The sequence below is a fragment of the Chloroflexus sp. MS-CIW-1 genome (genome assembly GCF_030444705.1).
In the GTDB taxonomy this organism is placed as follows: domain Bacteria; phylum Chloroflexota; class Chloroflexia; order Chloroflexales; family Chloroflexaceae; genus Chloroflexus.
In genome coordinates, this window is sequence record NZ_JAUBWR010000001.1 from 3,164,227 (window position 1) to 3,190,335 (window position 26,109).

Below are 26,109 nucleotides of genomic sequence, written 5' to 3' on the forward strand. Positions count from 1 at the left end.
TGGACGTATGCTTGTGTAGTTTACGATAGGGTAGTCGTTTCTCTGAATCGGGGATGGTCGGGAGTATCGTTGTACAACTACTTGTTTTAGCACCAAGCGCCGGAAAAGCTTTACCGGCACTTTCGCCTGGTCTTACAAATACTCGCGCTGATTCACGCGGCGGCGCCACTCTTCTTTAATCTCAATCGCCGTACCCTGCGAAACAAGAAAGTCGAGCAGCAACCGGCCAAAGGTGTTTGCCTGTTCGAGGAAGGGAAAATGACTGGCTTTCGGCAGCACCAGCAACTGAATCGGTCGTTCGGCCAGCTCGTTGAGGAATGAAGCGTGAGCCGGATTGACAATCGGGTCTTTACCACCGTAGACGGCCAGGAGTGGTGTTTGCAATGAGATAATGAGTGGGCGTAAATCTGTCTCTAACAACGATTCGTGAACTTGCGAGAGTACTTGCTCACTCAGATTTGAGGTATCTTCTTCAATTTCTTGCTGAATCTCCGGATCGGCCACCTGGAGCGTGCGCACCATACGCGCCCAACCATTCTGACTGGTATTCATGCCCAGCAATCGCGACAGGGTGCCTGGCTTGATATGCTGGGCCAGAACTTGACCATGAAGCGGGGTAGCAACGGTCAACAGACGGTTAAACCGGTCGGGATACTGATGCGCGGCCATGATCGCAACCATACCCCCCATCCCATGACCAACGAGCGTGGCACGGGCAATGCCAAGGCGGTTCATGAACTGAATCAGCATCTCGACATACGTCGGCACAGTAAACTGATTACCGCGACGGTCACTTTCGCCGAATCCCCAGAAATCAAAGGCGTAGGCGCGATGCCGTTCAGCAGCCAGATCCATGATCGGTACCCAATACCGCCACGAGCCGATCCAGCTATGCAGGAAAATGATCGGCTGACCGCGCCCAAAAACTTCGTAGTGTGCCAGACGGTTATCGAGGTGGATAACACTCATACTTCCACCCCCTCATCAGAGGTACCGTTTACCGTTTGCTGCAACGGAATTGCAAAAGCAAAGGTACTACCCTTTCCTAACTCACTCGTTACCCAGATTTCACCGCCGTGCATTTCAACCAGTTGTTTGGCGATGCTCAAGCCCAACCCGGTACCACCGGCAATATCGCGTAACGGGTTATCGGCACGGTAGAACGGGCGGAACAACTTCTTCAACTGTTCCGGTGACATTCCTACGCCGGTGTCTTCTACCTCGATTTGCATCATATTCGCCCGGTTGAGGAAGGCGCGCACCGTGATCGACCCGCCTTCGTAGGTATACTTCACTGCATTCGAGAAGAGGTTGAAGATGATTTGACTCACCCGCTTTTGATCTGCCGTAACTGGCGGCAACGATGGTGAAGTCTCAATCCGCACATTCATGCCCTTACGCTCGTATTCGAGGCGCAGCGACTGTACAACCTCTTCGATCACGGTAGGAATATCGACCTGAGTAAAAGTTAGTTTCTTCTTTGAGTCGGGTCGCGAGAATTCGAGGATGTCTTCAATCAGTGCCCGTAACCGATTGGTATTATTCTTGATAATCGTCAGGTAGCTGATCTGATCCGGTGTCAAATTCAGACTTGCCGTCAGCAACAAGACGTCAACATATCCCTTAATAGCGGTGAGCGGTGTCCGCAGCTCATGGCTAACGTCTGAAATAAACTGGCGTTTCTCTTTGTCGGCCTCGATTTCACGGGTAATATCGCGCAAAACGACCACTTCACCGTAATGTTGTCCATCAGGGCTGCGTACCGGCGCAATATTGACGGCAATGACCTGGCTTGGATCGGTAAGATCAATCGACGTACTGAAAATTTTCTGCGTTTCGCGCATTCGACGCAGTCCCTGTACAATTCCGTTGTATATCGTTTGCGTGCGGCGACGACTGGCTTCATCGTGACCAATCTCGGCCAGGTGGCTGAATGGTTGATGTAAGAGATCATCCGCTGCGATTTCCAGTACTTGCTCAGCAGCAGGATTGAACAGCGTAACGTGTTGTTGTGGATCGAGCACGATCACTCCTTCCGACATCGAGCGGAAGACCGCCGCACTCTTAGATGTCTCTTCGCGCTGCTCTTCAAGCAGAACCGCATTCCGTAGCGCCAGATCGTTGATATAGCTGTAGAGCTGAGCATTGTTCACAGCAGCAGCAACCACACTGGCAATCGTGCCGAGCAGGTTCATCTGCGAGTCGCTGAAGTACTGCCGCTCTGGGCTTGACAAGATCAAGACACCGATTGCGGTATCGCTGGTCTGGAGCGGAACACCGGCCACTGAACAAACTTTCTCAGCCCGACCGGCTTCCCTAATCCAGCGCGAATCGCGCTCGACATCAGGAATATTGACCGGTTCCAGATGTTGGATAATCCAGCCAGCCAGGCCTTCAGTACCATCTGAAAAGCGGAGCGGGATATTTGCAATCTCTGCCTGGCCACGGCCTTTCAGGATAGCCCGACAAACCAGATCGTTAGTAGCCGGATCACGCAGCATGAGCGAGCCACGCTCAACACCAATGCTTTCGGAAGTGAGTTCGAGTGCGCGCTGGATGATCAGGTTGAGATCAAGCTGTGTCGTCAGTTCCAGGGTAATTCGGTTAACGGCTTCCAGCCGTTCTTTTTCCTCTGAGAGCAACCGTGTCGCTTGCTCGAGTTCGGCAGTGCGTTCTCGCACACGCATGTCGAGATCAGCAGCCAGATTGCTGATCTGATCAAACAATCGTGCATTCTGTATTGCCTGACTAGCTTGACTAGCAACGGTAAAGGCAACGGCCAGTGCCTCTTCGTCATAACTATCTGGCTCTCTGGCGCTAATAGCAAGCACCCCGACCAATTCATTATCAACCAGCAGTGGTGCACCAATCCATGAGCCATCACGCCAACCTAAACGACGCAGTTCATTGAAACGCGGATCGAGCCAGGTATTCGCGATAAATACCGGCTGTTGTTCAATGGCCATAGTCTGGAAGAGGCTGCTATCTTCCAGTGCAATCCTGCTGACTAACGTTTGTTCAGCACCAAAACCCCGTGTTTCAACCACGCGCAGATCACCGTAACCCTCATCACGCAAGAGCATGGCTGCGTCATCATACGGTATGATCCGTTGCAACTGTGTCAACACCAACGTCTGAATTTCGTTCAGCGCCAGGGTTGAGGTAAACGACTGTGCAACTTCACGTAACATATCGGCCTGATGGCGCCGCTTTTGCTCGTTAGCAAAGAGTTGTGCACTCTTGAGGGCCTGGGCAGCCTGGTTGGCGAGAATCGATAGCAGCGAAATCTGGTGTGCTGTCCATTCATACGGTCGGCGCATACCGACCCAAATAACCGCTAGCCGCTCTTCGAGAGGACCGACGGCAATGCCAAGCGCACTACGCACACCCCATTTCAGGGCGTGATGACCACCATTCTCAAAATCTGCCAGATCGCTAATGGCAATCGGCTGATCGCGACGAAGAAGGGCAGCCGTCAAACCATCACGCCGAAAATCGATCTGTACATCTTCGCGAAATTCAACCCCATCGATCAGCACCTGCCGTTCGATGTTCCCCCGGCGATCAAGCCGGAGAACGGCGCCAAGTTCAGCGCGCAGCAAGCGTACCGCCGCATCAGCCAGCAACATCTGAATGGTATCCGGTTCGAGCGTACCCGACAGATTTTGAGACACCTCAAACAGCGTGCTCATCTCAGCGGCGTTTTGTCTGATTTCACTGAACAGGCGGGCATTATTCAACGCTACTGCGGCCTGATTGGTGACCGTTGTGACAAAGCGGAGATCGTTTTCATCAAACGCATGGGGTGAATAGCTTTGGATATTAATGACACCAAGAACCTGATCACCGTAGATAATCGGCACGACGAGGTACGATTCTTCTATTGCCTCTTCATCACCGACACGGCCCTGGTCGATCACCAATCCCATCGCCCGCACTGCTGCAGCAGTGCTGAGTAACAGCGGACGCCGATTATGGATCACCCAGGCATTGGTACCACTCCCTAGAGGTCTCGGTTCAAGTACAAGCCGCTTACCACGATCATAAGCGATCGGATAGCTGATCGTATTGGTACTCTCGTCGTACAATCCGATGAGTGAGGTGCTCGTATCAATGATCTCGCTGATTCCCTGATGGAGCCTCTCAATCAGCTCGTAAATATCCAACGAAGCATTAACTGCGGCACTAATGCGATTGATAATAGAGAGTTCGGCAATTCGTTGCTCACGCTCTTCAAACAGGCGCGCATTTTCCAGCGCAATGGCTGCCTGGTCAGCTAAACCGACCAGTAACATCATCTCATCATTCGTAAACTGCCGTCGGTAGTTGGTCATCACGCTGAGCACACCAATAATTTGCTCGCGATAGATGACCGGTACGCCCATAAACGAAATCAAGTTATTGCGGCGCTGGTAGTTGGGGTAGAGTGACCCACCCAACTCATTGACATCCTCAATGATCAGTGGTTGACCGGTTTCAGCAACACGTCCGGTAAAACCTTGGCCGATAGGCACCCTCATCGTGCGCGCCTGTTCAGCAGGGATGCCATCAAGGGCTGCTGGTATGAGTAGATTCCCTTCACTGATCGTCCACAGAGCTACCGTCGTGACGTTAAGCTGGCGACTTACCAGTTCTAGGAGCTTGTTCAGCACCTCTTGGGGGCGTAACAACGACGACAGAATACGAGCCGCATCAAGTAGGGTGGACAGTTCACGAACTTTCTGGCGCGTTGCCTCAGCACTGCGCTGGGCCTCAACCGTTGCCCACGCACGGGCAATGGCTGTACTGGTTTGATTGGCAATTGTCTGACACAGCTCAAGAGTCTGGGGTGAGAAGGTACCGTATCGTCCAACGAAGTCTAGACCTACTGCGCCAATCACTTCGTCGTTCAGAATAATTGGGATGATCCCGATCGAGCGGATATCAAGTGCACGGAAAATCGGATGCGATGGAGCAAAGAGTGGGTCATTCTGGGCATCTTCTGAAACGAGTGGGCGCTTCTCCCGATCCAGCCAATCAACTGATGGATTATCGAACAGTTGAATCCGTAGTTGATCCAGGATCCCACTATGAACGTATTCAGCTACTGCCGGTGCATACCCACTGGCGCGATCGTATATCACCATCCGCGCCTGATCGACACCGGTAGCAGCGGCCATTGCGTTCACAATCTCTTGATAGATAGCTTTCAAATCGGTGAGAGCGTTGGTTGCTGCCGCGACCCGGTTCACGATGGCGAGCCGCTCAACCTGTGCCTGAGCCTGTTCGAGCAGACGCGCATTCTGTACCCCTAGGGCCAGTTGGTTGGCAATCGTCGTTAGAAATGCGCGTTCACGCTCGCGGTAAAGGCCCGGAGTGTAGCTCATGACTGCCAGCACCCCAACCACCGTTTGCTCACCAATCAGTAATGGTACCCCTAGCCAAGAGGCTGATCGGCGATTTGAACCAAATGGAATCGGTTGGAAGTGAAAACCAGCCTGTTCACGCTCGGTGCTCAGATCGAAAAATTGCAGTGGTTGGCGTGTTCGAATAATGTGTTCGGTCAGACTTCCCGGTACAGGTGGCTGGCGATACTCGGTAAACGATTCGACCCCTTCATCAACTTCGTAGCAAAGGGTCATCTCGCCGCTTTCGGGATCGTACAGTATTGCCACGAAGGAGTCGAGTGAAAGGAACGTTTGCAAATGCCGATGGACATCACGCAGCATTTGCTTTGGATCAAGTGTCGCGGCGATGATCTGCCCAATGCGGTTGATACTGTTTAACTCAATGATCCGTCGTTCTCGTTCGGCAAACAGACGGGCATTTTCGAGCGCAATCGCCAACTGATTGGCCAGCGCGACCAGAAAGCGGAGTGTGCGATCGTGAAATGCTTTTGGCGTGTTACTCTGTACCGAGAGTACCCCAATCACGCGCCCCTGACTGATCAGAGGGATGCCAAGCCACGAGCGAACTTGTTGTGCTTCACTGACTAGTATGTGAGCCTGAGCACGAAACTCACTCGCCAGCAGATCATCGATCCGTAACGGTTGGCTTTCATCGATAACCTTCGCGATCAATCCACTCTTCGGGATGACCTGCTTAACATATTCACTAAGGTCTTCACCGTGCTGTTTGAACAGTTCAAAACGAACGGTCTCTTGTTCAGCGTCATAACTAGCAATGTAGAAGAAATCCGGTGTGCCGAGAAAGGCGACAATTTCCTGATAGACCCGTTGGAGCAGGGTGTCGAAATCAACAGTTGAAGTCAGCGCAGCGCCAACGTGAAACAGAGCCGCCATCTCTTCGGCTCGATCACGCGCCTCACGTAACAGAAGGTGGTTTTCAATGGCAATTGCTGCCTGATTAGCAAAAATCTCCAGCGGCTCGATCTCACGAGCGGTTGGGCGCTGCCGATTTTCGGTATCACTGGCAAAGATCATGCCAAGCAGCGTACCCTCGGTTGAGTAGAGGGGAATACACAACCGATCATCGAGTTGCCATTCGTCAGCAGAGCGAGCGTCACTGAATGGATGGTAGTCAAAGATACCGGTGTCGAACCCCTGCTCCAGTTTGTGCGCCTCTTCTTCCGGGATAAAGTAGGCTCGACCTAAGCGGAAGCGTGGATCGAGATAGCGCGTTGCCAGGGTAATATCGAGAGGGTGTGTTGCCAGTTGTGCCATTTCAGCCAGTGGGATGCCGGCTGCTGCTTCCAAATAAAGGTGTTGCGGATCATCGAGACGGATCAGGCAGAACAGCACCGTGCGCAGGCCAATAGCTTCGATGATACTATACCCGATCTGTTCCAGCAGGCTTGATAACGGTTGGTCAACCCGCATAGCCTGCCCGATCTCGAGCACATCGTTCAGGATGTCGGCCCGCCGCTGTAGTATCTTGGCCATGTGCTCAAGCTCAAGATAATGCTGAGCATTGCCGATCCCAATCGCCGCCTGATGGGTCAAGGCCCGAATGAATTCACTCGCTTCAACATCAAAGTGGCGTGGTTGTTCGGATAACAGCAGCACTAGACCGTACACACTCCCCTGATAAAAAATTGGTGCAGCCAGCGCTGAATATGCGTCCGGAGCGTAGAGCACTTCCCGTTCGTGCTCGGTCAGACAGTCACTCAGCGCAATTTCACGTCGGCTCAAAGCTTCCTGCGCGATCAGGATCGTATGATCGAGCAGGTTCCCCACCATCTTACTACGGAAGGGTGGTGAATAGCCAATCACTTCAACAATCAAAAAGTTGCTGTTTTCACCTTCTAAATCATCATCAATCAGTTGCGGGAAATACGATACGTTACGGTTATTAACCCAGTTTTGCGCAACCCGTAACGCAATCAGGCCACGGCTGGCATCGGTTGCCCGCAAGGCCTGTTCCAAAACAAACGCCAGGATTTCATTTTGGTTCAGTGTAATCGACAGTTGGCTGCTAATGCGTTGGAGTGCACGTAGCTGTTCGATGCGTAGTCGCAGATTACTATCTACCTGGCTGAACCGACTGGCATTTGCGATAGCATGGGCCGATTGGCTGGCTAAAATGCCTAGTAGCCGTTCATCTTCAGCACTGAAGTTATCGGGCTGAGTTGAAACAAGCTCCAGCGTGCCTAACAATGTATCACCAATGCGTAACGGCATTCCCAGATAACTTCGTACCGGGATGGTATTCACCATGGCCAGACCATCGATATCATCGAGTGCGCCGAGCCATGCTGGCGGTTGGGTAAGATCGTCGATCCGTAGTGGGCGTTGATGGCGAGCCAGCCAGGAACTGAGCGCGTCGCTTTCATTACCTACCTGACAGGAAAGCATGTGTTGGTGCGCGACCCGCAGTTGCTGATAACGTTCGTCAAAGAGGGTGATGCGCCCACCGCTAAACTGGATCAACTTTGCTGCACTGGTTAACGTTGCTTCAAGGGTTTCCTCGAGAGAAAGATCAGCAGCGAGAAGCTGGCTGATTTGTTGTAAACGCTCTAACTCACCCGCTCGTTGCTGGAGCGCATCGTAGAGTCGACGGTTCTGTACCGTCGTAGCAATCTGCGCGCTTAGAACTTGCAACAGATTTCTTTCAATCTGATCAAGCACATACCCTGCCGTGGGGTAGCCGATGGCCATCAAGCCAACGAATTGTTCTTTTCCTCGTAAGGGAACGACCCACACACTGTGACAGCCAGCCGCAGTAGCGTGACTGACAACAGGGTTATTGCCATCGGTATCCAAACCTTCAGCAACCGTCATCAGTATTGGCTCATTGCGGGCACCTATCTGTTGCAGCTCTGGGGTAAGCAGTATGTGCGTCGGATACGGCGAAGCTGTCTCGCGTTCGCTGTACACAGCAATGGTTTGCGCAGAATCAGGTTGTTCTGGATCGATCAGGTAGACGGCACCAAAATCAGCATTGAGCGCTATGGCGATATTTTCAACTGCACGAGCGATCGTCTCTTCAATGACCAGCCCTGAACCAATTTCGAGACTGTTCTCATACAGTACAAACAGTTCACGAGCATGACGACTTTCATGCTGCTGAAGGGCGGTAGCGTGCAGTAACAATGCCAGCGGTCGCGCCAATGAGTGAATAGTTTGTGCTGCTTCAGGACCAGGATGGACAAGAAGTAACAATCCTACCAGTTCGATCCCAACTGTTAATGGTTCAACCAGCAGCGGCCATTCGCCCGCTGTGTTGCGCCGTTGCAGACGGCTGTACCAGACACCCTGCTGCGTCGTTTGGAATGTTATCGCCCGAACAATTGTTTCATTGTCGTTAATAGCTAATTGTGATGGGAAAATCGTGTCACCAGCACTACTTACTGCTCTGACCAACAATTGCTCATTAAAGTTGAGCCAGTAGAGGGCAAGAGCTTTCGTCGGCAAGAGCGCACAGGCATCTCGGCATAACCGCTCGAGGACGACGTTCGTATCACCCACACCGATATGTTCGAGCGTAGCGTAGCCAAGGCTGCGCAACTGTTCGATCCGCTCGTTGATGCGTGCACGGTACCAGATCGCCAGCAGCGTCGTAATTTGAGTGGTAAGTGCAGCCGTAAACCCCGCTTCAAACGTTGCTGATAGCGTCAGTCGACCATAAAGATGGCTTGCGTCACGCAATTCAAACCCATGTCCGTTTGCCGGCGCTTCGCCCCAGGTAATCGTGGCAAGTTCCTGTTCATCAGCTAGCAGTGTCAGACGACCGCCTACACCGAGATACCGTTCCAGAACTTCGCCGATAAATCCGCCCAAGACGGTCGGCTCAGTCTGGCCCAAGGGTTGCTGACCATACAGGGCCAATTGCGCGAGGAGTTCCCAACCCTGGGTTGGTGCTGCAGTGACTGTTGTCTCCATAGATAACGCTACCGCTCCTGCCAGCGTGCTGTACTGCACTGGTGACTACGTAAGCATAAACGAAACGCAGAACAACATTTAGCAACGAACATCGGCTAGCCAGCAGAGCGACCGTAGACGGCAAAACTACGTTTGCCTTGCTCACGCGCCTGAATAAGTGCTCGTTGACGCACCTCTTCAGAAATCTCGCTCAGCTCACGAATATCGGCAAAGGGGCCATCATCCTGCGTCAGCACACCAATTGAGAGCGACATCAGTGGCGCCTGCCGGGTCTCGCCAGTATCATCGACAAACTCAATGTAGCCCTGTTTCCGGTGGCGATAGTTATAGTGCAGACCTATTTCCTCGTCAAAACGAGTAATGATCCGCTCACAGATCGCACGACTGCGCTCAGGGACAGTGGTGATGAGGAACGATTGACCAACCGACTGCTGGCCGATGAACTCTTCATTTCCACCCAGTTCACTCACCACTTCGTTGAGCATAAGGGCAACGAAGCGCAGAACATCTTCGCCAACGACTGAACCGTACACACTGGTAAATGTTTCAAAGCCGTTAATATGGACATTGATCAACGCCCAGCTTGATGCTGTCAGCAACTGTCGAAGCTGTTCGTTTAGTAATTCAGCCGTTGGCAAGTTGGTCACTGGATGGAGTTGGTTACGACGACGAGCTTCTTCGAGCTGATTCCTGACGATAGTATGAACCTCTTCAATGTCAAAGGGCTTGACGATGTAGTATTGAGCCTGTACTTCGCCAAGGCCAATCAGCCGATCACGTCGCTCACCGCGTGCAGTTAGAAAGATGATGGGAATGTGACGGGTTCGTGGACTGGCGCGCAGAGCACGACCAACATCATAGCCTTCCATATCAGGGAGATTGACGTCGAGCAGAGCCAGATTGGGAGGTGTTTTACTACAAATCTCAAGCGCCTGCTGCCCACGAAGCGCTGTATAGACTTCATACCCTTGCGCGGTAAAGTAGATCTTTAGCAAGCTAGAGATGTCTGGCTGGTCCTCAACGACGAGGATGCGTTCTTTGCTCACAGCGATTTCTCCTCGCGAAGTGGCGGTTACAACCGCTGACTCGCACTGATATGCTCGGATAGGCGACTGTTTTCATGTTTTGTGCGAATAGTCATCATTGATCGCGATGTTTCACCTTCTGCTGATGGACTAACATCCGGTCGTGCCGGATCGTAGTAGACATTCGGCCAGTGATAGATGATTCGACGTGGCTCGCCAGTTGTCTCATCAATATCGTTTAGATCGTGGCCGGGCACCGTCTTCCGAATCAGATTCTGTTCGTTGTCAAAGATTATAACAGCATTTGATTCTATCATGCGACCAGGGTAGACGACAAATCCACTACCCAACTTCACGTTATGCCCCACTGCTGAGCCGAGCACCGGCATATTGACTTCGACCGGTACACCCTCATGAATGATTTTAATCGGTTCTCCCTGCAAGTTGAAGTCAGTAAAGACGTTGTTGGCACCGATGAAGGTGTTCCGTCCCACCACACAGAGCTGCAAAGTGCTGTTTTGGGCGACCATACTGTTTTCCATCAACACCGTCATAAAAAGACCGGCATTAAACGGGAGGAAGCAGCGATCACTTACCACACTGAGCATGATTTGTGATCCCTGCATGATATTGACGTTGTTTCCAATATAGCTGTTCGCTATTACCACACCTGGACCAATGTAGACATCATCACCGATTACGGTGGGGCCATGAATGATAGCAGTGGGATCTATCGAGCAGCGTTTCCCAACTTTCACCAGTGCTCGCGACGCAAGAAAATGGTTACGCCATTGCTCTTCCAGGGGATTAATCTTCTCCCAGAAGGCTTTGAGCGCGAACGCTATTTTACCTGGAAACAGCCGCCAGTCTTCAGCCGTCCACCGCAAAATGTTATGCAAGCGAGCTTTACTCATCCGCACATCAAGCGCAGCAGCCCATGAAAAGACCCCCATCAAGATGTTGGCCATTAAGACGTGGAGCCAGCTCTCGATAGAAACGAAAGCGCGGATCGGGATTTGATAGGTCAGATCGCCCTTATGGGCCATATAGCTTGGGATACGGTAATAGCCCATCTCGTGGCTTAGTGTGTCGATAACGAGCGGCTGAACCTGCGAGAGATCGTTACAGCCAGCGGGCAGATAATACAAATCGGCAACGTAATAATCGCCTACCCGACGAATATGACGTGAGAGCTGCGTAGCGTGACGCTCAATACTGGGATCGCCCTTCTGGCCGGTTGCCGGATTGGTAGCCTTAAATGCGATTTGAGCTGGCGTACCACGCATACGAGCTTCACGGATGAAGGTATCGATCAGCTCTGCGTTGAAAAAAAGGTTATCACGGTAGACAATGCGTTCATCTTCTGCCGCTATCTCGGCTACTTCACTCAGGTGATCGATTTCAGTCGCACTTCTGCCATACGTCTTCAACAAATCGCGCTGCAAAAGCCAGAGTGGCTTATTGAGAATGCGCAGATCACGAGCAGGCTCAGCGAAGGGCGGTATGATCGTTGGATCGCGTAGAATAATCCGCTCCATCGAACGAGTCCTTTCTGCCATTATCGGCACGGAGTGAGCGTATCGTCTGTTGGTACTATAGGTTGTAGCTCCGCTAGACTCAAGGCGGATAGATTACAGTCGGATTACCGCATTTACCGCATTAGAATGCCGACTCACTGCAATGGTTTGTTACGCAGGCGCTGCCGTAAATAGGTCCCAGTCGGTGAGTCAGGCTGTGCTGCGATAGTTTCCGGTGATCCGGCGCCGATCACATACCCCCCCTTCTCGCCACCTTCTGGGCCTAGTTCAATTACCCAGTCGGCAGCAGCGATCAGATCGAGATGGTGTTCAATAACCAGCACCGTATTTCCGGCATCAACCAGACGTTGCAAGACATCAAGCAAGCGTTCGATGTCGGCAACATGCAGACCGGTCGTTGGCTCGTCAAGAATGTAGAGCGTATGACCATTCCCTTTTCGACTGAGTTCAGCAGCCAGCTTGATACGTTGGGCTTCGCCGCCGCTTAAGGTTGGGGCCGGTTGCCCCAATTTGAGATAATCAAGCCCAACGTCGTGTAATGCCTGTAATCGTTCGGCTATTGACGGCACACGAGCGAAGAATGCAAGCGCTTCGGCAACCGTGAGATCAAGCACCTCTGCAATGTTGAGTCCACGATAACGAATATCTAACGTTTCTCTATTGTACCGTGTTCCGCCGCAAACGTCACATGGAACGAACAGATCGGGCAAAAATTGCATCTCAACTTGGATTAACCCTTCGCCAGCACAGTGTTCGCAGCGTCCTCCTTTAACGTTGAAACTGAAGCGGGTCGCATCATAACCACGCGCTTTTGCCTCGTTGGTAGCGGCAAATAGTTGTCTGATCTGATCAAAAACACGACTGTACGTAGCTGGATTTGAACGTGGGGTACGCCCAATTGGACTCTGATCCACCACAATCATCCGTTCGAGATATTCGTAACCGAGCAGAGCATCGTGTTCGCCGGCCCGCAAATGGCTGTTGTGCAGCAATTGACTCAAGCGTGGCGCCAGGGTGTCCATCACCAGGGTGCTTTTACCACTACCGCTCACACCACTGAAAACGACGAAACAGCCAAGCGGAATGCGCACGTCGATATTCTTGAGATTGTTGGCACGACAACCACGCAATTCAAGCCAGCGTCCCTGCGTTGGTCGTCGGTGGGCGGGGATCGGTATGCGCCGCTGCCCGCAGAGATACTGACCGGTTAACGAGCGGGGGCATGCTATCACGTCGTTCAGGCTACCGCTAACTACCACTTCACCACCATGCGGCCCGGCTCCTGGGCCAATGTCAACGATCCAATCAGCAGCACGGATGGTCGCTTCATCGTGTTCGACCACGATCACAGTGTTGCCGAGGTCGCGTAATTTCAGCAGCGTGTTTAGCAGACGGTCGTGATCGCGTGGATGGAGACCACTACTGGGTTCGTCGAGCACATAGAGAACCCCTGACAAGCCGGCTCCAAGCTGGGTCGCCAGACGTACTCGTTGCAGTTCACCTCCGCTGAGCGTCATAACCGTGCGGTCGAGGGTCAGGTATGCCAGCCCTACTTCTTGTAGAAAACGCAAACGCTGCGTGATTTCGCGCACGATGGGGCGCGCAATTGTTTGCTCGTGCGGACGAAGCTGCGCTTGTTCGTGAAGCTGGTTTGCCCATTGCAAAGCTGCACCGATAGTCATGTGGTGAATGTCGGCGATGGAGTGGCCAGCGATCAAAACCGAGCGTACTTCTGGACGCAGACGGGTGCCGTTACAGGTCGGACAGGTGCGGGGTGTCGTGTACTGTTCGAGTGGTGATGACTCACTGGTGGCACGTTGCTCGATTAAACGACGTCGCAGATTTGGGATGACGCCCTCGAAATCGGTCTCGATAGTGCGCATCTGACCATGAAGGTGATACCGTAAGGTCATCGGTTCACCACTGGTACCGTACAACAGAGCGCCAAGGAGTTCGGGGCGAAGAGCGCGCACCGGTGTATTCGGGTCAATGTTAAAATGAGCAGCAAACGAGCGCAAGACATTACGATAATACTCGCTCTCACGCCAGGGGACGATTGCTTCAAGCAGCGGTTGATCACGATCAGGGATCACCAGTGCTGGATCGATCTCCGGCACGACTCCAAGACCATGACAGGCGGCACAGGCTCCCTGGGGGGTGTTAAACGAAAAGTCACGCGGCTCAAGCTTGCTCAGTTCAAGCGGGCCGTGTTGGGGGCAAGTGTAGTGTTCGCTGAGTAACTGCTCTTCCCCATCAATGACGTGAATGATTAGCTGACCACCACTCAATTTCAGCGCAGTCTCTACCGAATCGGCAACCCGCACCCGATCCAGCGCCGGTGTGCCATCGGCAGTCTGGCGAATGATCAATCGGTCAACGACGGCTTCAATCGTATGTGAGCGATACTTCTCGAGCCGGATAGGTTCATCGAGATCGTGGACAACACCGTCGATGCGGGCGCGCACGAAGCCGCGCCGACGAATATCGTTTAGCACTGCCTCACTCTCGCCGAGCACCGGCGCCAGTAACAACAGACGCTGCCCCGCGGGTCGATTGACGATCAGATCGACCATTTGCTGCGGGGTATAGCGACGCAATGGGGTCTGACAATGCGGACAATGAGGGCGGCCGATCCGGGCAAAGAGGAGGCGTAAAAAGTCGTAGATCTCAGTGATGGTGCCAACCGTAGAGCGCGGATTGCGCGCACCACCTTTCTGATCAATAGCTATAGCCGGTGATAATCCTTCAATCAGATCGACATCGGGTTTCTCAAGTTGCCCAAGCAATTGACGGGCATACACCGACAGGCTTTCGACATAGCGACGTTGACCTTCGGCGAAGATGGTGTCGAACGCCAGTGAACTTTTACCGGAACCAGAAACGCCGGTGATAACCACGAATTTGCCACGTGGAATATCAAGATCGATCTGTTTCAGGTTATGAGTGCGGGCACCGCGAATACGAATCCAGCTCATCGCAGAAGTCTACCACTGAACGAGGATAACTGTAAAAAGCCTGAGACCCACGGGATGACAAGCATCACCATGGGTCCCTACACTATGTTAGATAGATGGAGCCAATGGCCGGACTCGAACCGGCGACCGGCTGTTTACGAAACAGCTGCTCTACCGACTGAGCTACATTGGCACATCGCCATCACGATTCTAGTCGAAGAGCAGTGGTTTGTCAAGCAATTGACAGGTTTCATAGGGTTTTTAGAGATTTCAGTTGAAGACGCCATAACGGTGAACGACCGGCCTGCCACAGACAATGAACGCCATCTAGCGCCTCTGCATACCCATGTCTCATGCAGGTGTTGGAAGGACGGACCGCTGGTTCATATTGTGTGGCGTGCAACGGGACATCCTCGATGCCTCCGTAATACGGTGATGGACAAATAGGAGGAGTGAGAGGAACGGATTCCTGTACGACGACCTACTCCCTTCCCCTCTCCCAAGGGGAGAGAAAGAGGGCAAGGAGAAGAAGATAAGGGAGGAAACATACGTGGCAGTACAGAGACTGAAAGCGTTGAACACCGCTAACGTTTCACAACCGACCTGCGACATGACCGATAGTCAAATCTTCGACCGTTACATAAGGTGGCAAAGCAACGATAGCTGCAATGACCGCTGCAACATCGGTTGGTTGCAACATGTTGCTACGTGACCAATTGCCGGGAATGGTATCCCAGATTGCGGTGTCAGTAGCCGCAGGCAAAATCGAACACACTCGAATACCACGTGGTCGCAGTTCTTCACGGATGGCAGCCGCAAAGCCTAGCGCACCGTGTTTGGCAGCTACGTAGGCCGACCAACCGGGAAATGCCTGTCTGGCAGCCACTGAGGCGATGTTAATAATCAACCCGCCTTGATCCATCCGAGCACTCGCCGCCTGGGCCACCAGGAAGAGACCGGTGAGCTGGGTCCGTAGATGGGACTCCCATTCATCAATGTTGATCGCCGACAGTGGCGCAACCAGCGCACCACCTACGCTATGCACAACGACATCGAGATGTCCCGTTTCGGCAGCCTGAGCAACGGTTTTGGAAACTTGATCTGGATCGGTTACATCGCATGGAACCACTACACAATCGGCGCCAGCAGTAATTGCCTGATCGGCGATCGTTTCGAGGGCCGCCCGATTGCGGGCAGCCAAGGTCAATCGGGTACCAGGTCTGGCCAAAGCTAAAGCGGTAGCAGCGCCAATACCGCGTGAGGCACCGGTTATCAGAATCGAACGCATACGATCATCCTTTGCGTTTACGGAATAAGAGCCTATCCGAATATAGGACTCACGCATAGCAGTGGGAGTAAGCTTCAAACATACGCTTGAAAAGGATTCCTTTGTGCTGACCGAGAAGGGGCAGACAGACAACACCTAAAAGCGAAGTCCACTTATTCCTATTAACTTAACGCACGTATCGGTAAAACGACTCTCAGGCGAACGGGGATAGTTCACAAAATCTTTCAGCGCAAATTTCTCGGGTAGATGAAGGCAGAGCCTTCGCCTACCCATAGATCGCTTTACGCACACGTTTTAATCCTGCCGATTACTAGAGCGGTTGATGTGCGCCATAAATTCAGCCCGCGTCTTCGAGTCTTCGCGGAACACACCACGCATCGCCGAGGTCACCATACGAGCATTCGCTTTTTTCACCCCGCGCATCACTCCGCACATATGAACGCCTTCGGCAACCACAGCGACGCCAGCAGGTTCTAGTGCCTCATTGATAAAGTCAGCGATCTGTACTGTCATCCGTTCCTGAACTTGTAGACGTCGGGCAAACATCTCGACGATACGCGGAATCTTGCTTAGACCGACAACCTTGCCGTTTGGAATGTAGGCCACATGGACCTGACCAAAGAATGGCAACATGTGGTGCTCGCAGAGACTATAATAGTCAATGTTGGTGACCAACACCATCTCATCATAAGCTACACTGAAGATGGCGCCGTTGATCAACGCCTGGGGATCAATATGATAACCGGCTGTTAGCTCAGCGTACATTTTGGCAACCCGCGAAGGAGTCTTCTGTAACCCCTCACGATCCGGCACCTCGCCGATGGCCGTAAGAATAGTACGGACTGCCTCTTCGATGCGGGGATCGGAAGCAAATGACATTCCCTCCAGTTTACCACGACCAGGAACGATCAGACTTTCGTAGTGTTCCTCATCAATATCAGGGGTGGGATGATAACCGTTACCGTTGCTAGACATACCAGATACTCTCCATTACACATACGAACTGCGCAATGTGCGCATGAGCGGGCGAAAGACCACTTGAAATCAGGCTTGAACAGGAGACGGCCCAGCATAGCTAAAGATATTCTTGCGCGTTTCCCACAAGCGGAGAAGGGCAAGACGACCTTCAAGCAAAGGCGCCAGCTCGTTCCAGAGATAGACAATAATATTTTCGGCAGTTGATGGCCGGTCAGCAAAGGCCGAAATTTCACGATCAAGATGACGCAGGTGCAGTTGATCGATCACCGAATGGACGGTTCGGTCAAGCCATTCGAGATCAACCAGCATGCCGGTTGCCGGATCAATCGGCCCTTGCACTGTCACCTCCAGGGTATAGTTGTGGCCATGGCCGTTGGGATTGTTACACTTACCGTAAATAAGGCGGTTTTCGTCATCGCTGAGTGTGGGTGCGTGGAGGCGATGTGCTGACGCGAAGGTATACAAACGGCTAAATTGTGTCTCACCTGTGCCGTCATAATCGGCCCACAAATCGGGCTGCTCGTAGAGACGTAAATGTACCAGGCGAGCATGAGCTGGCAAACGCGCTGCGATCAGTCGCCAGAGCACCCGCACCAGATTTTCGGTCGTTGGTATCTGATCCCGAAAGTAAGGCGTGTCAAAATTGAGGTGTTTATGATCAAACTCCTCAAGGACGTCGTTGACAATCGCCTTCAATTCGGTCATATTCATAACCATCCCGGTGCGTTCATCTAGTTCACCGGTAATACTGACATCGAGTGTATAATTGTGCCCGTGACCATACGGGCTAGTGTACGGCCCAAAGACACGCTCGTTTTCTTCGGCGCTCCAATCATCTCGCCAGTAGCGATGAGCAGCCGAAAATTCAAAGCGACGAGTAGCGACAACCACAACCTAATCCTTTCTTTCTGTTAACCATCGCGTTATCAATTATCTCAGTTTAAAAACTCTTCCCTTATGAACGGTACCACACCTTTGCCAAAAGTCAAGGTCTTTGTTAATAAAATGCACATTATCTGCACGGGCCTGTTCTGTGAGCCGCAGAAAAATGGGAAACTATCTCTACGACTGACCAGGAAAAGAGCGCGGAAGGGGGCGAAAGGCGCGTTGATAACCCGCTCTGCCTGCTTGCCCCTCGTCATCACAAACGACCAGGTGCAGGACGGTGAACACTGCTAAGGATCGCTGCCGTTGCTGTCACTGCCTGGCGCGATATGCTATAATGCGCTTCACCCGGATCAGGTGCGGCATTGGTATGCCGCGATTGAGGTTGTCTCTTTGAGGAGCGACGATGAAGCTCGTATGTATGCAGGAAGATTTGAAGCGTGGTCTCGCCGCAGTAGGCCATGCCGTTGCCACTAAGAGCACATTGCCGGTGTTGGCGAATGTCCTGCTCGCCACAGATGAAGGCCGGCTGAAATTGACTGCTACCAACCTGGAAGTAGGGATCAATCGATGGATTCATGCTCAGGTTACCCGTGATGGCGCAGTTGCCGTCCCGGCTAAACTACTGACCGATGTAGTCGGCGGTCTGCCCAACGAAGCTGTCTCGTTAAGTCTTGATCAGAAAACGCAAACCTTGCGCGTCGAGTGTGGTCGGTTTGTAAGTAACATTAAAGGGGTTGATGCCGACGAGTTTCCGACCCTGCCGACGGTTAGCTCACGTGCACCATTAGTATCGTTATCCGCAGAGCTATGGCGCGAGGCGATTGAGCAGGTCGCTTTTGCTGCTGCTTCCGACGAATCGCGTCCGATTTTGACCGGTGTGCTCGTGCGTACCCGTGATCAAACGTTGACTCTGGTTGCAGCCGATGGATTTCGGTTGGCAATGCGAACCATACAGTTGGCCGCCCCGGCGTCACATGCGGTCGATTGTCTGATTCCAGCGCGCACGTTGAACGAGTTGGCCCGTATTATCGGGGACACAGACGCAGACGTGGCAATGGTCTACACACCGGGCGGTAGCCACGTCCTCTTCCATACAGAAAATGTTGAGGTTGTCTCCCGTTTAATTGAAGGAAGGTTCCCAGATTTCGAGCGGATTATTCCTCAGCAGTATCTGACCCGAATGGTACTCGACAGTGGTGAGTTGGCAAAAGCGGTTAAGCTGGCATCCTTCTTCGCCAGTAGTAGCCAGAACGTTGTTAAGCTGAAGATCGAGCCAAGTAATGAGGTGGGGCCAGGACGAGTAGTGCTTAGCGCGAATGCCGCTGAATTGGGCGATAATACCAGCGAACTCGATGGGAGTGTCACCGGTGAAGGTGGCGCAATTGCGCTGAACGTCAAATTTCTGGCCGATGCAATTGCTGCGGTACGCTCGAATCAGATTGCTTTTGAAATGCAAAGTGCGCAGAGTCCGGCGGTATTCAAACCGGTTGGTCACGATGGCTACATCCATATCGTCATGCCGATGAGTATGCGGTAAGGTAACGGTATCGCGGTATACCTGTATCAGGAGTGGACTGTGAGTGTGACTACGCTGATTATTGTGCATGCAGTCTCGTTGTTCCGAGATGGTTTGCGCCTTTCGCTATCAGCAAGACCCGAATTCACGGTGGTTGGCGAAGCCAGCAACGGTCAGCAAGCGATCCAGTTGGTCGATCAGGCTGACCCTGATCTGGTACTGATGGATATTGATCTGCCAGGTGTGAATGGGCTTGAAGTAGCACGGGTGATTAAGCGTAGTCATCCTCATGTCGCAGTAGTATTGTTTGGCCCGGTGAATGATGGTGCATCAGTGGTAAAAGCGATTCGGGCCGGCGTTTCGGCGTGCGTACCACCAAACGTGGAGTTTGTCGATCTGCTTGAGACGCTACAGCAAGTACGGCGCGGAGAGTATCCGATCAACGATCTGGTGCTCTCTTCGCCGGAAGTGGCGGCAACCGTGTTGGAAGCATTTCGGCAGATGGTTGGTGATGATGAAATCCAGGCCGTCTTTTCGCCATTATCGACACGTGAACTTGAAGTACTCGAGCTGGTGGCAAGCGGGTGCACGAATCGCGAGATAGCCGCTCGATTGGACATCAGCAATCAGACGGTCAAAAACCACATCTCGTCGATTTTGCGGAAACTGGCAGTGAACGATCGCACGCAGGCGGTTGTCTATGCACTTCGACGGGGTTGGATCAAAGTTATGCTGCCAAATGAATGATGAAACATCTCTTGCCGGATCGGTTCAGCGCTCCATCCGGTTACTAGTCGGGTGGAGCACGAGGAGACGTTTGTGAGGCGTTTCCGTTTTGAACGTGCTTTTTTGAGCGTGATTCTCTTGGGCGTCTTGCTGGCAGGATGTACGTTCGTTCCAGTTGGTGAAGACGAGCAGATCGCGAATATTCAGACGATTATCGCCGGTACACCATCGGCAACCCCAACAGCGACGGCTACTGCAACGGCGACAGCGACCGCAACAGCAACGCCAACGTTTGGGCCATCGCCAACTGCCACCGCGACTGCGACGGCAACGGCTACTCCCTTACCTCCTACGCCGACACCGAATCCGGCTCTGGCCGGGTTTAGCTACTGTACCCAAACTGTCGGTGCGCCGACCGGTCGCTTTTCAGCCTCCCTGCAAGAGCTGCGGACAGTGGGAAATCCGGCATTCGAGCAACTTGATTTGTTCTTTGAATTAAGCCCCGGTTCGGCGCCACTGAGCGCAACGGTGAGCTGTCTAACGCTGGCTGATGTCCAAATAGTATCGACTTCAACTACACTCACGACACCGTATGTAGTGCGCATTGACCTGTCCGGCTGGTTGCGTGACGATCGGTTTACCGCTTCGTTACCAGCCCAGACACTTACATTTACCACAACCCGTACCATCTCACAGGCGATTGTACTGACCGATGCGCAGGCAGACGTAGGGGCAACGATCTTAATCCCGCTTGCCGAACCGGTTCCGTTCAGGGTTACATTGACCGATAATCGCCTGTCGATTGCCGTAGCACGCACATCAACGTTCGGCGTGGCGAGTGATACGTTGCGAGTGCCGTCCGGCAGCTCTCCGGCAAATATAGAACCAATGTTCTTTTTGTTCGATGGTGATGTCTGGAAACTCGATGCCAATACGACAGTGGTTGGTGAGGGGATGACGCGCCGCCTGGCGGGGGCCGTTAATCTGACCGATTCGGCTGAAACCGAAACCCACCTCGCGGTCAGTCCAAATGGTGATTATCTGGCATTCTGTCGATCTGAAGCAGGTCTCGATCCGTCCGATGCAGCGCTGGCTGTGCCCTCGACGCTCTGGTTGCTACCGCTCGCCGGCGGCGAAGCACAACCATTGGCCCAGGTAGGGGTAAGTTGCGCCGATCCGGTTTTCAGTCCTGATGGGGCAACGATTGCGTTTGCAGTTGATGAAACCGGTGCGCTGCCAACGCAGTGGATGATTTATACGGTTCCGGTAAGTGGCGGTGAACCAACCCGGCTCGAGACGGTGCTCGATGAATGGAGTCGCTTTGCGCCACAGTGGTTAAGTGGGAACCGCTTGTTGTACCGTGCAGAAGCCCCAGATGGGCGAAGTTCGCTTTTCTTGCGGTTATCTGACGGTAAGGTACTCGATGTGGGAGCCACGCTTCTGACCGATGAGCGATTAGTCGTGCGGTATCGAGGGTTTGGAACATTGCTGGCCAGTCCTGGTGGTGAGTATGCGGCAGTAGAAGCCTTGCGCGCCGATGATCCCGGCGCCGATCTATTAATCCTCGATAGCGCCGGTCAGCTCGTTGAGCGGATCGGCACCCAGCGCGTTGTGTTACCGCCGCCTACACCAACACCTACTGCACGTCCAACGGCGACACCGACACCAACGCCGACCGTGACACCAACCGGTACCGTTACCCCGCAACTGCCGACAGCAACGCCTACTGCGACTGCACTACCGACGGCAACACCAGAAGTAGTACCGCCCCAACCGATACGCGAAGGGCCTTTCTGGAGCCGTCCGTTAGGATGGGATGCGGAAGGACGCTTGCTATACCTCACTACACTATGCGCCAGTGATCTGGTACAGGATTATCAGCTCTACCGCTGGCGCGGTCTCCAGCGCAGCGAATTGCTGGCAACCGGCCAGAGCCTGGGTGGAATCGGATCGACAATTGTGCGCAACCAGCAATTGTTCTACGCCGCAGTGGCCGGTGCCGATCCTGGCCCACGTGGACCTGAGACGCAGAACCAGCGTTCCTCAACGGCGCTGTGGGTTTGGGATCTAAAAGGTGGGAATCGGCAGATATTGCTTGATCTGGTACGTGGCGTGCGTGAGCTGCGATGAAGTGGAAGCGCGCAACGATGGTGTGTATCGGCAATACGGGTAAGAATGGAATATTGCTGTATGAACCAACCCTCGCTTGCTACTGAGCCAACGCTGCGACTATTTATCGCGCTCGATCTACCGCAAATTGTGCGTCAAGAATTGCATAATATTCAAAGGCGCTTACATGCTCACAATCGGGCAGTGCGCTGGAGTGATCCGGCAGGCATGCATTTAACCCTCCATTTTCTCGGTGAAACTCCAGAACGGTTTGTCGCTCCACTCCTGGCCGGTCTGCATGCGATCACGGTGTCGCCATTACGCTTGCGCCTCAATCAGGTGGGTTGTTTTCCAACGAACGGCTCGTTGCGCGTTGTCTGGGCCGGCCTTGATGGTGACCTGGATGGATTGGCATCCTTACACCGGACCGTCGGTCGAGTCATCGAGTCGATAGGGTTAGCCGTGGATCCACGCCCCTTTACGCCGCATATCACCCTCGCCCGTGCTCGCACGAACGCAACACCGACTGAGCTTCGCTCGTTGCGGGCAACTCTGGTAACGATGAAACCGAACTCTCTCGAATGGCAGACTGAGCGACCAATCCTGTTCCGCAGTCAACTGACAGCTCGCGGCGCAATCTATACAGCGCTTGGGTGAGAGCCTATCCCAAATATCCGCGAAGGAGGAGCGGTTCGTGAACCGCCCCTTCAGCAATATCGAGTACAAGCGGAGCGCAGCGACGCTGCATCCGCCTGTTAAGCTTCACTCGTAGGGAGAAGGCGTCGTCTTGCCCAACCATGCAGCTCCATCGGTATCACGCTGATTATCGCCCAGATTCATCCGTTGTGACATGACGACGAGTACTCGGATAAGCTCTAGGTTGTGCAATTCTTGCTGATCGGTAGTGATTTTGCGCTACGCAGCGGTCATTACAGCCGATACGATGGATGAGAGGTCAACGAAAGTGAGGTTGTTATGACTCTGCAACGCCTATGCTTGACGCTCATTGGTCTAGCATTGCTATTCGGAATCCTGCTCGTACCAGTACGCGCCCAAGATGCGATAGCACACGCCGTTCTGTTTTATTCACCGACATGCCCACATTGTCATGTCGTTCTAACCGAGGTATTGCCCCCATTACAGACACGCTACGCAGATCGGCTGCAAATCTTGACCATCGATGTTTCAACGCCCGACGGATTAGCCCTGTACGAAACGGCAATGAAGGTGTTTCAGGTACCCGCTCATCGTCAGGGTGTGCCAGCCCTCTTCTTCGGTCAAACCCATCTGGTTGGCAGCGTAGAAATCCCCAGGTACTTACCCACTTTAGTCGAGGATACACTCGCAGCCGGTGGGAACGGGTAGCCAGCTATTCCTGGTTTAGAGGCACTGACTGCATCGTTCGACGATCATGCAACAGTGCCAACGCAACCCGCTACAGCACCGTTTAGTCGCGATCCGCTGGCGAATACGGTCGCTCTGTTCGTGCTGACCGGTATGGTCATTGTTACCTTTATCGCAATCCGTCGTCTACGCTGGCCGTTTGACCAGACCTTACCAGTAACCAGCGTTCGCTTCATTCCAATTCTCGCTGTCGTTGGTCTGGTGTTAGCCGGTTACCTGGCCTTCATCGAAACACGTCAGCAGAGTGCGGTATGTGGTCCTATTGGTGATTGTAATCTGGTACACCAGAGTCCCTACGCCCGTATTGTGGGGATTCCGGTTGGCGTATTGGGTGTGATAGGCTACCTAGCGATCCTCGGCGCCTGGATTATCGACCGTGTTGGCAGCATACGGCTTGCTCGCCAAACGTTAGTGATCATGGTGGTGGGAGGAACGTTTTTCTCGCTGTATCTCACCTTCCTTGAGCCGTTTGTGATTGGGGCGACATGTCTGTGGTGTTTACTCTCGGCAATAACGATGACCGCGCTATTGTGGATGGTCACAGCGCCGGTGGTACAACCGCCAATGCGGGGACGGCGATCACTGGCAGCGTCAAGACGGTAGAACTCGATCAAAAACCCGAATGTATGAAGGTCATACCGTACACGCGGTACCTTCGCGTCGGGATGAAGTAGCAGATCACGCTGATCATACGGCACCGTGCCTCGGATGGTGGCGGGGGCGACGCCGCTGATCCCAGCGAGGGGGTCAATACGATCCATGGCGTTGCCACGGTTAATGCGGGCAATGCACTGGGAACGATTGAAATTGACTGTGGCGATCCGATCTGCGTCCAATTGACGTGGCGTAGGACGTACATCACTCAGTTCAGCCCACCATCGTCCTCTCACAAGCGGGGAACCCGCCCCTACGGGCGCGGTGTACACTTAATGCGTTCTGCCGCTACTTGAGGTGTAACCTCCGTCTAAGATTTTGCATCTTATGGGCAAACGGTCAAAATAATATTGGCAAAAGGAGGTTACACGCCCATGAGTCTGTCGTTCGGTCGTCTTACGGGATTGCGCACACTTGGCGAACGGTACACGCCAACCTACTTTCTGGCAGCGCTTGGTAATGGCGGAATGGCTGTTACCTTCTTCATCTGGCTCAACTTCCTCGTTCCGCACCCGAAGACCCCCATCGTCACTTTCGACAGCATTGCAGCACTGTGGGCAAAATCGGATCTGATCGGGCAAATCCTCTTGCTGGTCGCGCTGGCTGGCGTTGCGATCTTTGCGTTGCGCCATCTCCAATCGCTGATCTGGAACTTGCAAGAGTTTTCTCGTTTCCGCCGCAGCAGTGCCTACGTGCAGTTGCGTGAAACGAACGGAGCGGTTTCATTGATGGCGCTGCCGCTCACACTCGCAATGACTATCAATGTGTTGTTTGTGAGCGGTGCGGTCTTTGTGCCTGGTCTCTGGAACGTGGTTGAATATCTCTTCCCGTTTGCGATGGCCGCATTCTTTGCCGTGGGAGTGCTGGCATTGCGCACCTTTGCCGATATTTTCGGACGAGCCATCAGCAACGGACATTTCGATTGTGCGCGTAACAACAACCTGACACAAATGCTGGCTGCCTTCGCCTTCGCTATGGTCGGCGTCGGTCTGGCAGCACCGGCGGCGATGAGCACCGTGAAATTGACGATTGGTCTCTCGATCCTCGGTGCAATCTTCTTTATCACCTCAGCGGTGGTCATTGCGCTCATTATGCTGGTGCTGGGTGTGCGCGCCATGCTGACCAGCGGACTGGCAACTGAGGCAGGAGCGAGTCTGTGGCTACCAATCCCCTTGCTGACCCTGATCGGTATTGCGGTGTTGCGTATCAGCCATGGGCTGCACAACGGGTTTGAGCTGCACATTGACGCACCACACCGCCTCGTAATCACGGCCATCTTCTTTAGCCTGCAACTGCTAGCCGGTCTGTTTGGTTGGTCGGTTCTGCAACGGGTGGGCTACTTCCGCACCTATCTCAATGGTTCGGCCCGTAACCCCAATACCTACGGCTTGATTTGTCCGGCGGTTGGGTTATTCGTGTTCGGGATGTTCTTCCTGCACGTTGGGCTGGTGCAGAATGGCCTGATCGAGAAGTTCTCGCCGATCTACTTCGTTGCACTAGCAATGCTGGCCGCCGTGCAGGTGTTAGGTATTATTACGATGTTCCGAATTGATCGTCAGTTGCTCGCTCAGCCCGTCAAGTCACCGGCCGAAGCCGAAGGTGTGGCTTAAGATCAATTTTCAATTGGGGGTGGAAACAATCCGCCCCCGAACGATGTCGTTCCCCCGAATAAACGAGATGGGTGTCAAGCGACGGCGTGGGGGCGAAAA

At 53.2% G+C, this 26,109-nt stretch carries 15 protein-coding genes and 1 tRNA gene; 7 read left to right on the forward strand and 9 right to left on the reverse strand.

Annotation, left to right across the window (positions count from 1 at the left end; translation table 11 throughout):
* Window positions 1–132: 132 nt before the first annotated feature.
* From QTO31_RS12575 to QTO31_RS12615, 9 genes are all read right to left on the reverse strand, one after another.
* Entirely contained in the window at window positions 133–969 is an 837-nt protein-coding gene (locus QTO31_RS12575; protein WP_031459162.1) for an alpha/beta fold hydrolase, read from the reverse strand.
* Window positions 966–9,320 (reverse strand): GAF domain-containing protein, encoded by an 8,355-nt coding sequence (locus QTO31_RS12580; protein WP_301429342.1) that lies wholly within the window; start codon window positions 9,318–9,320, stop codon window positions 966–968. The genes QTO31_RS12575 and QTO31_RS12580 overlap by 4 nt, the downstream gene beginning before the upstream one ends.
* A 95-nt stretch (window positions 9,321–9,415) precedes the next feature.
* Complete coding sequence (locus QTO31_RS12585; protein WP_031459160.1) at window positions 9,416–10,366, reverse strand: response regulator; 951 nt, start codon at window positions 10,364–10,366, stop codon at window positions 9,416–9,418.
* Window positions 10,367–10,392: 26 nt separating this feature from the next.
* Window positions 10,393–11,883: a multidrug transporter gene (locus tag QTO31_RS12590; RefSeq protein ID WP_301429343.1), complete on the reverse strand. Its 1,491-nt coding sequence runs from the start codon at window positions 11,881–11,883 to the stop codon at window positions 10,393–10,395.
* A gap of 134 nt (window positions 11,884–12,017) precedes the next feature.
* Window positions 12,018–14,858: an excinuclease ABC subunit UvrA gene (gene uvrA, locus QTO31_RS12595; RefSeq protein WP_301429344.1), complete on the reverse strand. Its 2,841-nt coding sequence runs from the start codon at window positions 14,856–14,858 to the stop codon at window positions 12,018–12,020.
* Window positions 14,859–14,954: 96 nt separating this feature from the next.
* Window positions 14,955–15,030: transfer RNA gene (locus tag QTO31_RS12600), tRNA-Thr, on the reverse strand.
* 399 nt (window positions 15,031–15,429) lie between these two features.
* Window positions 15,430–16,125, reverse strand: a complete 696-nt coding sequence (locus QTO31_RS12605) for an SDR family oxidoreductase (RefSeq protein ID WP_301429345.1) — start codon at window positions 16,123–16,125, stop codon at window positions 15,430–15,432.
* A 294-nt stretch (window positions 16,126–16,419) separates the two neighbouring features.
* Window positions 16,420–17,100 (reverse strand): GTP cyclohydrolase I FolE, encoded by a 681-nt coding sequence (gene folE, locus QTO31_RS12610; RefSeq protein ID WP_031459156.1) that lies wholly within the window; start codon window positions 17,098–17,100, stop codon window positions 16,420–16,422.
* Window positions 17,101–17,169: 69 nt separating this feature from the next.
* On the reverse strand, window positions 17,170–17,994 hold the full coding sequence (locus QTO31_RS12615; protein ID WP_301429346.1) for a 6-carboxytetrahydropterin synthase: 825 nt from the start codon (window positions 17,992–17,994) through the stop codon (window positions 17,170–17,172).
* Window positions 17,995–18,394: 400 nt separating this feature from the next.
* On the opposite strand from QTO31_RS12615, the gene dnaN reads away from it, so the two are divergent.
* The 7 genes from dnaN to QTO31_RS12650 all read left to right on the forward strand — a co-directional run bounded on the left by dnaN (window position 18,395) and on the right by QTO31_RS12650 (window position 26,010).
* Window positions 18,395–19,528: a DNA polymerase III subunit beta gene (dnaN, locus tag QTO31_RS12620; RefSeq protein ID WP_031459154.1), complete on the forward strand. Its 1,134-nt coding sequence runs from the start codon at window positions 18,395–18,397 to the stop codon at window positions 19,526–19,528.
* A 39-nt stretch (window positions 19,529–19,567) separates the two neighbouring features.
* Window positions 19,568–20,254, forward strand: a complete 687-nt coding sequence (locus QTO31_RS12625; protein ID WP_031459153.1) for a LuxR C-terminal-related transcriptional regulator — start codon at window positions 19,568–19,570, stop codon at window positions 20,252–20,254.
* Window positions 20,255–20,326: 72 nt separating this feature from the next.
* Window positions 20,327–22,363: a TolB family protein gene (locus tag QTO31_RS12630; RefSeq protein WP_301429350.1), complete on the forward strand. Its 2,037-nt coding sequence runs from the start codon at window positions 20,327–20,329 to the stop codon at window positions 22,361–22,363.
* A 60-nt stretch (window positions 22,364–22,423) separates the two neighbouring features.
* The gene (gene thpR / locus QTO31_RS12635) at window positions 22,424–22,999 is read left to right on the forward strand and encodes an RNA 2',3'-cyclic phosphodiesterase (protein ID WP_031461372.1); all 576 of its coding nucleotides are present in this window, start codon (window positions 22,424–22,426) and stop codon (window positions 22,997–22,999) included.
* 318 nt (window positions 23,000–23,317) lie between these two features.
* Window positions 23,318–23,707, forward strand: coding sequence for a hypothetical protein (locus QTO31_RS12640; protein ID WP_301429351.1), 390 nt, complete (start codon window positions 23,318–23,320; stop codon window positions 23,705–23,707).
* 54 nt (window positions 23,708–23,761) lie between these two features.
* The gene (locus QTO31_RS12645) at window positions 23,762–24,349 is read left to right on the forward strand and encodes a vitamin K epoxide reductase family protein (protein ID WP_301429352.1); all 588 of its coding nucleotides are present in this window, start codon (window positions 23,762–23,764) and stop codon (window positions 24,347–24,349) included.
* A 425-nt stretch (window positions 24,350–24,774) separates the two neighbouring features.
* Window positions 24,775–26,010: a TsoY family (seleno)protein gene (locus tag QTO31_RS12650; protein ID WP_301429353.1), complete on the forward strand. Its 1,236-nt coding sequence runs from the start codon at window positions 24,775–24,777 to the stop codon at window positions 26,008–26,010.
* Window positions 26,011–26,109: the final 99 nt, after the last annotated feature.

Excerpts from the sequence above, each read along its gene's own strand:
- QTO31_RS12575 (WP_031459162.1), bottom strand. The coding sequence starts at position 969 with ATGAGTGTTATCCACCTCGATAACCGTCTGGCACACTACGAAGTTTTT.
- QTO31_RS12580 (WP_301429342.1), bottom strand. The coding sequence starts at position 9,320 with ATGGAGACAACAGTCACTGCAGCACCAACCCAGGGTTGGGAACTCCTC.
- QTO31_RS12590 (WP_301429343.1), bottom strand. The coding sequence starts at position 11,883 with ATGGAGCGGATTATTCTACGCGATCCAACGATCATACCGCCCTTCGCT.
- uvrA (WP_301429344.1), bottom strand. The coding sequence starts at position 14,858 with ATGAGCTGGATTCGTATTCGCGGTGCCCGCACTCATAACCTGAAACAG.
- QTO31_RS12605 (WP_301429345.1), bottom strand. The coding sequence starts at position 16,125 with ATGCGTTCGATTCTGATAACCGGTGCCTCACGCGGTATTGGCGCTGCT.
- folE (WP_031459156.1), bottom strand. The coding sequence starts at position 17,100 with ATGTCTAGCAACGGTAACGGTTATCATCCCACCCCTGATATTGATGAG.
- dnaN (WP_031459154.1), top strand. The coding sequence starts at position 18,395 with ATGAAGCTCGTATGTATGCAGGAAGATTTGAAGCGTGGTCTCGCCGCA.
- thpR (WP_031461372.1), top strand. The coding sequence starts at position 22,424 with ATGAACCAACCCTCGCTTGCTACTGAGCCAACGCTGCGACTATTTATC.
- QTO31_RS12640 (WP_301429351.1), top strand. The coding sequence starts at position 23,318 with ATGACTCTGCAACGCCTATGCTTGACGCTCATTGGTCTAGCATTGCTA.
- QTO31_RS12650 (WP_301429353.1), top strand. The coding sequence starts at position 24,775 with ATGAGTCTGTCGTTCGGTCGTCTTACGGGATTGCGCACACTTGGCGAA.